We start from the raw sequence: 12,662 nt of genomic DNA, 5'->3' as shown, positions 1-12,662 counted from the left end.
GGATACGCTTTGCAAAAAGGGGCTCGTGCTGCGGCACGGGCCTTTTTTGTGCAGCTACTGATCGATCGCCTTGAGCAGGCGGCGTTCGACCGGGGCGATCACGCCGGGCAGTTCGTGGCCGCGCTTGAGCACCTGGCCATGTTCGCCGAACAGTGTCCACATGCCCTGTCTGTTGCGCAAGGCCGGGCGTTTCTCGATCCGCGCCTGCGGACGTTCGGCGGCGCGCCGAAAAGCAGCGAACACGGCGAAATCCCGGGTGAAATCCATCGCATAGTCACGCCACTGACCGGCAGCGACCATGCGCCCGTAGAGATCGAGAATACGCGTAAGTTCTTCACGGCTGAAGCCGATCTGCTGCGGTTTGCGACCCGGGAATGCGACGACCGTCTCGCCGAGGAAGCTCATCAATCCTCGGTCCCGCTGCGCCGCGCCGGTTCGCGTTCGGCACGCAATGCTTCGATTTCGCTGCGGAGCGATTTCAGCTCTCCTTCCAGCTTCTCGATACAATCGCGGCTCGGCTCACACGGATCGTCGCAAGGCGTGCCATAGGGGATGAACTCCTTCACCCATTCTTCCGCCGGAACCAGTGTGCTGCGGGCCTTGAGGCCTATCATCGTCGCCCCTTCGGGCACTTCGTCGGTGACGACGGCATTGGCCCCGATGCGTGCGCGGCGGCCGATGGTGATCGGCCCGATGACCTGTGCACCCGAACCGATGATGACCTCGTCCGAGATAGTCGGATGGCGTTTGCCGCCCTTGCCGTTCGTGGGGTTGGTGCCGCCCAATGTCACGCATTGATAGATGGTTACATTGTCGCCGATTTCGGCGGTTTCGCCGATGACCGAAAAGCCGTGATCGATGAACAGGTTCTTGCCGATCTTGGCGCCGGGATGAATGTCGATCGCGGTCAGCCAGCGGCTCCAGTGATTGACCAGCCGCGCCAGAAAAAACAGTTCGGCCTCGAACAGCCAATGCGCGATACGATGATAGAAGACCGCCCACACGCCGGGATAGGTCAATACCTCCCAGCGGCTGCGAGGGGCCGGATCGCGTGCCTTCACGCTGTCGAGATAGGCGACAAGCCGTTCGAACATCGGGCTATTCTCCCATTTGGGGGCGATTAAAGCAAGCGGCCCTGATCCGGCCCCTGGACCGCCTCCAGCGCGTCCCGCCAGATAGATAGGGTGGCCGGAACCTGCCGTTCAAGGCTGAGCCGGTCGATTTCGGCGACGATTTTCTCTATCGCGGCGTAGCTGCGCTCCATCCGCGGGACGAGATAGGCGGGTGCGCCCTCGCCCAATGCGAGGCCCCTCTGGGCAGCATGAGAGAGCATCAGATCCGCAGCCAATGCGTCGTCGGGTGGGCCGATCCGGAGTTGCAGGGCCGCGCCCATCCGGCTGCGCAGATCGGGAAGCGCAATGTCCCACCGTTCCCTGTCGACCACCAGCAGCAGCGGGAGCCCGCTCTCCTGCGCGCGATTCCAGCGATGGAATATCTCGGTCTCGTCGAGGTCGGCAATGCCGTCGATCACGGCGTCGGGATGATGTCCGGCGAACCAACGTGCGAACAGCGATTTGCCCGACCGCGGAGGGCCGTGGAGAATCGCGGTGCGAAATGGCCAGTTCTCCGGCGCGCCGAGCGCTTCGGCAACCGCGCGGTTGCTCGATCCGATGACTATACTTGCGGGCTCCCCCGAACCGGCGGGACTCAACGGGAGAGCGATTTGCGAGGCCACCGCTTTCGCGTCTCAGCGGCTGATGGCGAGCGCGTTGCTGCCCTGGGTGACGGTGAAACCGCGCGCGCGCAGGGCTTCGGCCAATTGCCCGATCGACCCCGAATAGCTCACCGTCATCACCGAAGTTCCGCCGATCGCCGTGCTCCGGATGCCGGTGCTGCGAACGCCGGGCGTCCCCCTCACCGCGCTCACCGCGCCATCGAAGGCAGCGGCATCGGGCGTAGCAACCTGAACGGTATAGAGTGCGACCGAACCCTCGGGCGGCGGCGTGCGGACCGGCGCGGCAGTAATGGCATCCCCGCTTTCGGCGGTCGGTTCCGAAGCGGCGGCGGCAGCCTGTTCCTGCGCACGCAGCGCGCGGCCCAGCTCGAGCAGTCGCTGAAGCGCCGGGTCGAGCTCGGGCGTGCCGATGTTGAGCGTGGGGTCGGGTCGAAGTTTGCCATCCGCGAGGGCGAGTTCGAAAATGCGATCGAACCGGACGACCGCACGTTCGAGCATGACCGGCAGTTCGGCAGGCGACGCGGCGGTCATATCGAATCCGTCGAGAAATCTATTGTCGGGGCCGTAGCGCGCAGTGAACGTCCCTTCGATCGGGCCGCCGGGATAGGTGTAGCGCAATTTGGCGATAGGTATGAGCACATCCGCTGCACCGAACTGGTCGAGCGCATTGCGCCACCAGGTCCGGCTGCGGCGCCCGGTCTGGCCGTAGGTGAGAAGAAGCGAATCGCCCCCAGCTCCCGTTGGCCTTACGTAATCGATCCGGCTTTGCCCCGCCTGATATTCGGCCCAGGCACGCTGCCAGGGGTTGCGCCGTTCATAGACCATCTGGGTGCCGGCCGAGACCGTGACCGGAAGCAGAAGCATCGGCGCCGACCGCCGGGCTTCGCCTTCCGAACCGAGATAGCGCGAGGTGCGCTGGCGATCGAACACGACCCCGAGCGTGGCGATATAGCGCTTCGGCCCAAGCCGTTCGCGCTCGATCACGATGGCGGAAACAAGACCTTCAATCTGCGAATCGCTCAGTTGTGGTCCATCAAGTTTTTCCCAGGCTTTGCGCTGCGCCTCTTCCCATGCCTGCGCGCGCGCCTCGCTCCCGCTATCCGCGCGCACGTCCACCTCTATGCCCAAAACCTGTATATCGCTGGTGGAGGCAACCGGCGCGATACCGCGCTCTCCCCCGACCTGGGCCAGGACAGCCATGCCCAGCATCGCGAGCAGCGCGAGTATCAGCGCCAGAACGGCGGGGCGGCGAAAGGCTGGATGGATGGAAATAGCATGGCTCATGGGGAAAACAGGCCGCCTTTTGCCGAAAGGCAACTGGAAATCCAAGCGCGAATGCGTAAGGCGGAAAGGATGAGCGACCAACCGAGCAGCAATACGCCATCCTACACCTATGAGCAGGCCGGTGTCTCGATCGAGGCGGGCAATGCGCTCGTCAAGGCGATCGGCCCTCTGGTGAAAGCGACGATGCGCCCCGGTGCTGACGGCGAAATCGGCGGTTTCGGCGGCTTTTTCGATCCCAAGGCCGCAGGTTACAAAGACCCGCTACTGGTCGCAGGCAATGATGGTGTCGGCACCAAGCTCAAGCTCGCCATCGACAGCGACAAACATGATACTGTCGGGATCGATCTCGTCGCCATGTGCGTCAACGATCTGATCGTCCAGGGCGCCGAACCGTTGTTCTTCCTCGACTATTTCGCCACCGGCAAGCTTGAAAACGGCGTTGCCGAGCGCGTGATAGCGGGCATCGCCGAAGGCTGCACCCGGGCAGGATGCGCGCTGATCGGCGGCGAGACCGCGGAAATGCCCGGCATGTACGCCGAAGGGGACTACGACCTCGCCGGCTTTTGCGTCGGCGCGGTCGAACGCGGCGAGCAATTGACCGGCGAGCGTGTCGCACCGGGCCATATTCTCCTCGGCCTTGCCAGTTCGGGGGTCCATTCGAACGGCTATTCGCTGGTCCGCAAGCTGGCGGCGGACAAGGTCTGGAAGCTCGACCGTCCGGCCCTGTTCGATCGTGATCGGCTGCTGATCGATGCGCTGATCGAGCCTACCCGAATCTATGTGAAAAGCCTGCTGCCGGTCGTGCGCGACGGACTGATCGATGCGCTGGCGCATATCACCGGCGGCGGTCTGCTGGAAAATATCCCGCGCGTTCTGCCCCAAGGCGCGCATGCCGAAGTCGATGCCGACGGGTGGGAACAACCCGGTCTGATGGCCTTCCTGCAGGCCCAGGGTAACATCGAGCCCGCCGAAATGGCCCGCACGTTCAATTGCGGCGTCGGCATGGTGCTCGCGGTCGATCCGGCGAATGCCGAGATCGTGCGCAGCCGCCTTGAGGAGGCAGGCGAAACGGTGCTGGCAATCGGCCGGATCGCGGACGGAGAAAAGGGCTGCACCGTACGCGGGTCTGCCGGAACCTGGGCCGCGCGCGAGGGCTGGTCGGCGACCCACATTGCCTGATCCAGGCCCCGACAAGGCCAAGGTCGCCATCTTCGTATCCGGCAAGGGGACGAATATGGCAGCCCTGCTCTACGCCAGCCGCCTGCCCGGCTCCGCCTACGAAATCGTGCTTGTCGCCGCCAATGACCCCGAAGCGGAAGCCCTGACGCTGGCCGAGGCAGAAGGTGTCGCGACCTTTTCCCTCTCGCACAGGGGCGTTGCCCGCGCAGAGCATGATGCGGCTATGGAGAGCGCCGTGCTCGATGCCGAAGCCCAATATATCGTGCTGGCCGGTTACATGCGCATCCTAACGCCGGAATTCGTCAAGCGCTGGGAAGGACGGATGCTCAACATCCATCCCTCTCTCCTGCCCAAATATCCCGGTCTCGACACCCATGCTCGCGCGATCCAGGCAGGCGACAGTCATGCAGGTGCGACCGTCCACCTGGTCACCGAGGAACTCGATGCGGGCGAGCCCTTGGGCCAGGTCGAGGTCGCAATCTGGCCGAACGACACGGCCGAGAAGCTCGCCAACCGTGTCCGGGTGGCCGAACATCAGCTTTATTCGCGAGTGCTTTCGGACTACGTCTCGCGCGGGAACGACCCGGACTGGCTGCTGGAACGCGTGCGCGAATGCGCGCTCGCCCTGCCCCGGACATATGAGCGTGAGAGCCACGGCGCGCCGGGTTTCCGTGTGGGAACCGAGAAATCGGGCAAGTTCTTTGCCCATTTCTCCGACCGGCATCACGGTACGCCGCATATCTGTCTGCTGGTGAAATGCTCGAGCCAGGACGAACTCGAAAACCTCGTCGAAACCCAGCCGCAAACCTATCACCGGCCTGCCTATTATGGCGCGAGCGGCTGGATCGGCGTGATCCTCAACCGCCCCTATGTCGACTGGGACCATGTGGCCGAATGGCTCGAGCGGAGCTGGCGCATGACGGCACCAAAAAGCGTGACCAAACTGCTCGACGCAGCGGACACGTTCTAGACGGCCATGGTCGCCCCGCCCCGCTCCCATCCCCTGGCACGCGCGAAAGCGGCCCAATGGGCGGATCGTGCGGTACAGACGCTGTGGGACAGGGGCGTGACCCCAAAACCGCCGCTGGACCCCGATTATCTATGGCAGGTCGGCAGCCGGGGATTCGATACCGAGGATGAGCGCTCGATCAGAAGCGAAGCCGAGGTGGCGGATTTCCGCGAACGGCTCGAGCGGTTGTGCGCGAGCCTGCGTGACGAGGCACGGCTTAACGCGCTCGGCCACACCATGGCTTATGGTCAACTGACCTCGGCCATCCGCAAACGGCACGCGCTGGGGCGGTTATGGCGCGACGACCCCGGCCTCGCGCAGGGCGACATCGCCGCTCCGATCATCGTGATCGGTCAGATGCGCGCGGGCACCACTCGCCTGCATCGGCTTTTGGCCGCCGATCCACGGCATGCGGGCACGCGCTTTTGCAACAGCCACGATCCGGTGCCCGCGACACCCGACCTGCGCCCGCTCAAGGCACGCGCCGCCCTGATGCTTGCCCGGCGCATCAATCCGTGGCTGGAAACCATTCACCCCTTCGGTGCGACACGGATCGACGAGGAAATCGGCTGGCTGGCAGGCGCGCTCTCCCCCGCCACATTCGAGACGCAATGGCGGATCCCGTCTTTCATCGCCTGGAACGAGGCGCGCGATGCGCGACCGGTCTACGCCGAATTTTCGCGAATCCTTCGCACCGATGCGGCGACTATGGGCAATGCGCACCAACCGCGCGTCCTCAAATGTCCGCAGTTTTCCGAGGACCTGCCGAGCCTGAGAGCGCAATTTTCGAATGCGAAATTCGTCGTCACGCACCGCGACCACGAAGACATTCTCGACAGTTCGGTCTCGCTCGTCTCAAGCCAGATGGCCTTTCAAAGCGACCACGCCGATCTATCCGAGATCCGGCGCGAATGGCGCCGCAAGCTGGTGTTGCGCGATGAACGCCTTCAGGCCCAGCTCACCGCGGAAACGGATGGCGTGGTTCATGTCGATTTCGATGCATTGGGCCATGACTGGCAGGCCGAAATTACCCGCATCTACAAGGAATGGGGGATCGAATTGTCCCGCGAGGCGCTGCTCGCCATGGTCCGCGAACAGCATATCGCCGCGGCAGGCCATCATCATCGCCACCGAACCGATATTGCCCGGTTTGGGTTAAGCCGGAACCGCGCGAAGGTCTAAGCCTGCATCATCGCGGCAAATTTGGGCAGGGTCATTGCGTTATCGGCACGCGTGACGGTGATGGCCGAGATAACGGGGCCATCGAAATCGACACGCCACATGGTGTCCCCGGCGACTTCGGCCATGTCGCTTTCGAGATATCCCCGAACCAGCACGGCATGGTCATGCGCATCAATGGTCCGGATGCGTACCTGAGCATTGTCATTGGCATCGCGAAACGCACGATCGACAGCGAGTACCTCGTCTCGTCCTTTGATCGTCTTCCCGCTGGTGTCGATGAAAGCCATGTGGTCCGCCATCAAGGGCAGCGCATCGGCATGGTTGCGTGCATTCATGGCGTCAATGAAAGCACGGGTGGTCGCAATTCGCTGGCGCTTGCGGCGCATGACGGGAACGATTCTCTTCAACACAACGGGGACGATCCTAACCCAGATCGTCCCCGCAGCATATGGTCTATTGCGATGCCCGCAACGGCGGGCCGCGAGTAGCCTAGCCGACGATTTCGTCTTCGTTGAAGAAGAAGTCGATTTCGATCTTGGCGTTTTCCTCGCTGTCCGAACCGTGGACCGAGTTGGCCTCGATCGATTCGGCATAGGTCTTGCGAATGGTGCCTTCATCGGCATCGGCCGGGTTGGTTGCGCCCATCACATCACGGTTGCGCTTCACGGCGTCTTCGCCTTCGAGCACCTGCACCACGACCGGGCCGGAGATCATGAAATCGACCAGTTCACCGAAGAAGGGGCGTTCCTTGTGGACAGCGTAGAAGCCTTCGGCCTGTTCGCGGGTCATCTGGATGCGCTTCGACGCGACAACGCGCAGGCCAGCGTCTTCGAGCATCTTGGTAACCGCACCGGTCAGGTTACGGCGGGTGGCATCGGGCTTGATGATCGAAAAGGTGCGGGTAACCGCCATGGTGAATTCCTTGCGTTCTGTACGGGGGAGAGGGTTCTCGCGCGCGCCCCTAGCGCCGCCCGCGCGCGCGGGCAAGAATCATTCTAGACCACGACCTATCGAAAGCTGCGCTGTGGTAACCTCGCCTTCGCGGGTCGCGGTGAAGGAAAAGCTGGTGCCATCGCTCGCCTCGCCCCCGATCATGGTCATCGGGCCGCTCTGGATCGAGATGGCGACTTCGACCGCTGCGGCTTCTGCCTGCTTGCGGTAATAAGAGACAATATCCTCGAGTGGAGCTTCGCTTTCCAGGTCGAGCAGAACCAGCAGCCCGCCGGCCTGCTCGACGCGCGTGTTGTTGACGATCCTTGCACCAGGATAAACCGCAAAGCCGGCGGGCAGCGCGACCGGCACACTCTCGCCCGAACGCATGGTGGTGGTCGTGCCGTCATCGTCGGTGTAGCGAACGCGGGTTTCCCCGGTTGCGGCGTCGATATCGTAGGAACCGCGCGCGGCAGTCTCCTCCTCGGCATCGGTGGGGGTTACACCGCCACCATTCTCAGTCCCGCACCCGGCGAGCGAAAGGGCCGCAATTGCATAGGTAGCAAAGCACGTGGTGCAGACAGAACGTTTCATGTTCCATCGACCCACGAGACGCGGAGTGGTTCCGTCAGGCCCCTTCGCGCCAGGCGCCGTTCTGATCCTGCTTGTTGATGCGGTTGTCGATGGCGTCATCCTTCGCGAAGCTGCGCCAGAGCTCGACAGCCGCATCGCGCCGGTCCGCATCGAACAACAGCAGGACTCGCTCGAAGCCGATGGCCTCATCGCGCCAGACGCCATCGGCAATCAGGAGCATACGCGCATCGTTGGGCGCGGTGCAGCGTTCAGAGAGCAAGATCGGCTGGCGCGCATCGTGCGGACCGCCTGCCATGCCGTTGGCAAGAAAATTCGCGCCGCCTTGCTGCCAAAGAACCCTGGAAAGGTGCTGCCGCTGCGCTTCGTCCGCGCTGACCACCACCAGTCGCTCGCCCGCCTGCAACACTTTACGCGCAAGCTTGGCGACTGTGACATCGACCGGATCGCGGCTGAGCTGGTAGAAATCGACGCGAGTGGTCATTCTTGTTGCCCTACCCCCTTGCTGCTTGAGGACACGCGCTCATGCTACCGCTCCGTTAATCGGGGAAGGCCTATTCCTCCGGCACCGCTCGGAGCAGTATTTCACCTCGTCCCAGTCGCGTTCCCATTTCTTGCGCCAGGTGAACTCGAGGCCGCAGGCAAGACAGGCCTTCGAGGGCAGATCGCCCTTCCTGCGCCTCTTGTCAGTGCCCTTTGCCACCGCCCGTCGTCAGCCCTCCAGCGTGTCGCGAACGAAACGGTCGACGAGGCGCACGCCATAGCCCGTCGCACCCTTGCCCCAGGTACGGCCGGGCTTGTCCGACCAGACCATGCCCGCCACATCGACATGCGCCCAAGGCGTGTCGCCTTCGATGAAACGCTGCAGGAACTGCGCCGCCGTGATCGACCCGGCTGCTTTGCCGCCAATGTTCTTCATGTCGGCGATGGGCGAGTTGATCAGCTTGTCGTAGGCCGGTCCGATCGGCATCCGCCAATTGCGGTCGCCGGTGATCTCGCCCGCTTCATGCAGGTCCCTGGCCAGCTTGTCATCGTTTGAGAAGACACCCGCAAACTCGTTGCCGAGCGCAATGATCATCGCCCCGGTGAGCGTTGCGAAATCAACAATGCGCGCAGGCTGGAACTCTTTCTGCGTCCAGTGCAGCGCATCGGCCAGCACCAGACGGCCCTCGGCATCGGTGTTGAGCACCTCGATGGTCTGGCCGCTCATCGACGTGACCACGTCGCCCGGGCGCTGCGCCTTGCCATCGGGCATGTTTTCGACCAGTCCCATCACGCCGACGACATTGGCCTGGGCCTTGCGCGAAACCAGTGTCAGCATGGCCCCGGCGACCGCGCCTGCGCCCCCCATGTCCCACTTCATATCTTCCATGCCCGGCCCGGGCTTGATCGAAATGCCGCCGGTATCGAAAGTGACACCCTTGCCGACGAGCGCGGTCGGTGCATCGCCAGGCTTTCCGCCGTTCCAGCGGATCGCCAGGATCCGCGATTCCCGTTCCGAACCAAGGCCCACGCCGAGCAGCGATCCCATGCCAAGCTTTTCCATGTCCGCTTCGTCGAGCACGATCAGTTCCGCGCCGGTCCCTTCGAACCGATCCTGGCAGCGTTCCACGAAGCTTTCGGGATAGAGAATATTGGCGGGCTCCGTAATGAGCTGGCGCGTGAATTCCACGCCCGTCGCGACATGGGCCATGTCGTCCCACGCCGCTTCGGCACCTTCGGACGCGCCGACAACGTGAACCGAGGCCAGCGTGACCTTCTCATCGTCCTTCATCTTCGTACGGTAGACGTCATAACGCCAGTTGCGCAGACGCAGACCGAGCAGCACACACGCGGCCTCCTCGCCCGACAATCCGCTGTCCGACAGGTCGAGTACAAGCTCGTCATTCCCGCTCGACTGGTACTTGGCGGCGAGCGCGGCCCCGGCCTTTTCGAGGTTGGCCAGGCGCGCTTCGTCGCTCTTGTCACCCGCTCCGGCGATGGCCAGACGCAAAACCTGCCCGTCGCGCTCGACGAACCCGTCGAAAATCTGTCCGGCATTGCCTTTGAAACGCGCGGCTTCCATGCCTTCGGACATGGCTTTGTCGAGACCGGCGGGGATCTTGCCCTTGTCCGTGACTTGAGCAACAAGGCGCGCAACCTGCGGACGGGACTGGCTGAACTGAATCTTCATGGAATCTCCGGAAACAATATCTGGTCGGGGCGGCGGGGTCCACGGCCGCCCATCGAGGATGGCGATTGCGATTAGGCGTGGCCGGTGCGATAGGCAAGCCATGCTCCCGCCTGCAGAGATAGCATTGCCAGCCAGCCGGGAGGCCGTCAGGCCCCTGACCTGGATCGCCAGCGGGGTCGCTCTCGCCCTGGCTGCGCCACTGGCCGCGCAGTCCGCCGCCGACGACGTCGGGACGGTGGTCGATCCGCAAGGTGAACCGGGGGATCCACAACCCGACCAACCGCCCCTCGATCCCCAGGGTGACGTGGACGATCTCCTGACCGTCCCCGATCCCAATGCCGGCCTCGACCCGCCCCCCGTTGCGACCGGCGAGGAAGGGATCGACGCAGATGGCAATCGCGAAATCGATTTCGAGGCGGATATCCTCGAATACAGTGCTGACAGCGACAATGTGACCGCCAGCGGCAATGTGGTCCTGCGCAGCGGCGATCGTTCGCTGCGGGCCGATACGGTGAGCTGGAACCAGCAAACCGGCGTGATCGTGGCATCCGGCCGGGTGCGCTTCGTCGACGAGAATGGCAACCAGCTCTTTTCCGAGCGGGTAGAGCTGACCGACGAATTCGAAGCCGGCGCGATGGAGGACCTCCTGCTGGCGCTGCGGCAGGGCGGGCGCCTCGCGGCTATCCGAGGTATGCGGGAGAGCGACGGCACGATAGCGTTGCAGGAAGCCGCCTATAGCGGCTGTTCCGTGGTGACGCCGCAAGGCTGCCCGAAAGATCCGAGCTGGCGGATCACGGCAGAACGGGTGGTTTACGATCCGGAAAGCCAGAGAATTAAGTTTACCGGCGCGTTTCTGGAATTGTTCGGCGCGCGAATCCTCCCCCTTCCCGGCCTGGCGGTGCGGACCGATGGCGGCGCCGTGTCGGGGCTACTCGTTCCCGACCTGCGGTTTTCTAAAAGCAACGGGGTGGAGGTGTCGGGCAGCTACTTCCTGCGCTTCGCGGATAACCGCGATCTTACGCTGACCACCCATGTCTATACCCAGGCCGCGCCCATGGTCGCCGCGCAATGGCGGCACCTGACGGAAAGGGGCGCCTATCAAATCACCGGCTATGCCACCCATTCGCAGCGCATTTCCACCTTCACGGGCGCGCCCAACAGCGAGGAAGAGTTTCGCGGCTACATCTTTGCCAACGGCAAGTTTCAGCTTTCCCCGGACTGGAGCTTAACCGGATCGATCCGGCGAACGACGGATCGCACATTCCTGCGCCGCTATGATATCAGCCGCGACGATCGGCTGCGCTCCACCCTTGAGCTCGAGAGGATCGGCAGCAACACCTATTTTTCCCTAGCCGGCTGGGCGACGCAGACACTGCGCCTCAACCAACCCCAGGGCGAAGTGCCGATCGCCCTTCCCGTGCTCGACGCCCGCTGGCGGCCCGACATTCCGCTAGTCGGCGGGCAGCTCGAGCTTCAGCTCAATACGCTCTCGATTTCTCGGGATATCGGGCAGGATACTCAGCGCGCTTTTGCCCGCGCGCAGTGGGATTTGCGCCGCATAACCGGGCTGGGACAAGTGGTTACGCTGACCGGCATGCTGCGCGGCGACCTGTACCATTCGGATGAGAACTTTCTGACCACGACAGCCAGCTATCGTGGCAATCCGGGCTGGGAATATCGCGGCGTCGCCTTGGGTGCTCTCGATGTGCAATGGCCCTTCGTCGGAGAGGCTTTCGGCGGCACGCAGGTATTCACGCCGCGCGTCCAGTTGGTGGCCACCCCGCCGATCAAGAACCTCGCCATTCCCAACGAAGATGCCCGCGCGATCGATCTGGAAGATTCGAACCTGTTCGCGCTCAATCGCTTCCCCGGCTACGATCGGGTGGAAGACGGGGCGCGGATTACCTATGGCCTGGATTGGTCGCTGCGTATCCCCGACTGGGAACTCAAGACGACGGTCGGGCAATCCTACCGGCTCGACAGCGACCGCGACATCCTGCCCGTCGGAACCGGCCTTTCGGAAAGATTCTCCGATTTCGTCGGCCGTACCGAAGTCCGGTATCGCGACTTTCTCAAATTTACCCACCGCTTCAGGCTGGACAAGGACAGCCTGGCCATCCGCCGCAACGAAATCGACGCGGCGGTCGGCTCCAGCAAGACCTACGCCGAACTGGGCTATGTCCGCCTCAACCGGAATATCACGCAGGTAGAGGACCTGCAGGACCGTGAGGAATTGCGCGGTGCCGTACGCATAGCTTTCGCCAATTACTGGTCGGTCTTCGGCTCGGGGGTGTTCAACCTGACCGACCGCGAAGAAGACCCGATGCTGTCTTCGGACGGATTCGACCCCATCCGTACTCGTCTGGGCATTGCCTATCGCGATGACTGCCTTGAGCTGGGCGCAACCTGGCGCCGTGACTATATCACCTCGGGCGATGCCCAGCGCGGAGACACCTTCCAGTTCTATTTCAGCTTGAGAAATCTGGGATTTCGCTAGCCCACGCTTATTGGCACCTTGCGCCAAACACGCTATCCGGCGCGCAACTATCAGCTTTGGTTAAGCCGCGCCGCTGCAAGGC

Annotated in this window: 14 protein-coding genes; 4 read left to right on the top strand and 10 right to left on the bottom strand. The window is 63.3% G+C overall.

Translation table 11 applies throughout. The features are described 5' to 3' along the window. Nucleotides 1-54 precede the first annotated feature (54 nt). The 4 genes from MUY37_RS05460 to MUY37_RS05445 are packed head-to-tail and all read right to left on the bottom strand — an operon-like array spanning nt 55 to nt 3,019. Nucleotides 55-405: a DUF2794 domain-containing protein gene (locus tag MUY37_RS05460; RefSeq protein WP_499194368.1), complete on the bottom strand. Its 351-nt coding sequence runs from the start codon at nt 403-405 to the stop codon at nt 55-57. After that, entirely contained in the window at nt 405-1,094 is a 690-nt protein-coding gene (gene epsC / locus MUY37_RS05455; protein WP_115417225.1) for a serine O-acetyltransferase EpsC, read from the bottom strand. The genes MUY37_RS05460 and epsC overlap by 1 nt, the downstream gene beginning before the upstream one ends. Nucleotides 1,095-1,120: 26 nt before the next feature. Beyond that, nucleotides 1,121-1,735, bottom strand: coding sequence for an HdaA/DnaA family protein (locus tag MUY37_RS05450; protein ID WP_499194367.1), 615 nt, complete (start codon nt 1,733-1,735; stop codon nt 1,121-1,123). 12 nt (nt 1,736-1,747) lie between these two features. Further along, nucleotides 1,748-3,019, bottom strand: a complete 1,272-nt coding sequence (locus MUY37_RS05445) for a heavy-metal-associated domain-containing protein (RefSeq protein ID WP_499194366.1) — start codon at nt 3,017-3,019, stop codon at nt 1,748-1,750. A gap of 69 nt (nt 3,020-3,088) precedes the next feature. Between MUY37_RS05445 and purM the strand changes: the two genes are divergently transcribed. The 3 genes from purM (at nt 3,089) to MUY37_RS05430 (ending at nt 6,389) form a co-directional block, all read left to right on the top strand. After that, nucleotides 3,089-4,198 carry a phosphoribosylformylglycinamidine cyclo-ligase gene (gene purM / locus MUY37_RS05440; protein ID WP_499194365.1) on the top strand — a complete coding sequence of 370 codons (1,110 nt, stop codon included), beginning with the start codon at nt 3,089-3,091 and terminating at the stop codon, nt 4,196-4,198. Then, a complete protein-coding gene (purN, locus tag MUY37_RS05435; RefSeq protein WP_499194364.1) occupies nt 4,191-5,168 on the top strand; it encodes a phosphoribosylglycinamide formyltransferase in 978 nt (325 codons plus the stop codon). The genes purM and purN overlap by 8 nt, the downstream gene beginning before the upstream one ends. 96 nt (nt 5,169-5,264) lie before the next feature. Beyond that, a complete protein-coding gene (locus MUY37_RS05430; protein ID WP_499194363.1) occupies nt 5,265-6,389 on the top strand; it encodes a sulfotransferase in 1,125 nt (374 codons plus the stop codon). Here the strand turns inward: MUY37_RS05430 and MUY37_RS05425 are convergent. The 6 genes from MUY37_RS05425 to MUY37_RS05400 all read right to left on the bottom strand — a co-directional run bounded on the left by MUY37_RS05425 (nt 6,386) and on the right by MUY37_RS05400 (nt 10,083). Further along, a complete protein-coding gene (locus MUY37_RS05425; protein WP_499194362.1) occupies nt 6,386-6,775 on the bottom strand; it encodes a nuclear transport factor 2 family protein in 390 nt (129 codons plus the stop codon). The genes MUY37_RS05430 and MUY37_RS05425 overlap by 4 nt on opposite strands. A 103-nt stretch (nt 6,776-6,878) precedes the next feature. Further along, entirely contained in the window at nt 6,879-7,301 is a 423-nt protein-coding gene (gene ndk, locus MUY37_RS05420) for a nucleoside-diphosphate kinase (RefSeq protein WP_115417232.1), read from the bottom strand. 78 nt (nt 7,302-7,379) lie between these two features. Continuing rightward, nucleotides 7,380-7,913 carry a hypothetical protein gene (locus MUY37_RS05415; RefSeq protein ID WP_499194361.1) on the bottom strand — a complete coding sequence of 178 codons (534 nt, stop codon included), beginning with the start codon at nt 7,911-7,913 and terminating at the stop codon, nt 7,380-7,382. Nucleotides 7,914-7,947: 34 nt separating this feature from the next. Continuing rightward, the gene (locus tag MUY37_RS05410) at nt 7,948-8,394 is read right to left on the bottom strand and encodes a DNA polymerase III subunit chi (RefSeq protein ID WP_499194360.1); all 447 of its coding nucleotides are present in this window, start codon (nt 8,392-8,394) and stop codon (nt 7,948-7,950) included. Nucleotides 8,395-8,433: 39 nt separating this feature from the next. Beyond that, the gene (locus tag MUY37_RS05405; RefSeq protein ID WP_499194359.1) at nt 8,434-8,613 is read right to left on the bottom strand and encodes a DUF2256 domain-containing protein; all 180 of its coding nucleotides are present in this window, start codon (nt 8,611-8,613) and stop codon (nt 8,434-8,436) included. A gap of 9 nt (nt 8,614-8,622) precedes the next feature. Beyond that, nucleotides 8,623-10,083 (bottom strand): leucyl aminopeptidase, encoded by a 1,461-nt coding sequence (locus MUY37_RS05400; protein ID WP_499194358.1) that lies wholly within the window; start codon nt 10,081-10,083, stop codon nt 8,623-8,625. A gap of 100 nt (nt 10,084-10,183) precedes the next feature. Here MUY37_RS05400 and MUY37_RS05395 point away from each other — a divergent pair, with 100 nt between their 5' ends. Beyond that, the gene (locus MUY37_RS05395; protein ID WP_499194357.1) at nt 10,184-12,580 is read left to right on the top strand and encodes an LPS-assembly protein LptD; all 2,397 of its coding nucleotides are present in this window, start codon (nt 10,184-10,186) and stop codon (nt 12,578-12,580) included. The last annotated feature ends 82 nt before the right edge of the window (nt 12,581-12,662 follow it).

This window comes from Qipengyuania sp. ABI-127-1 (genome assembly GCA_022953095.1).
Taxonomy (GTDB): domain Bacteria; phylum Pseudomonadota; class Alphaproteobacteria; order Sphingomonadales; family Sphingomonadaceae; genus Qipengyuania.
The sequence above is the reverse complement of the archived record's forward strand: the minus strand, read 5'-3'. Positions and strand labels throughout refer to the sequence as shown.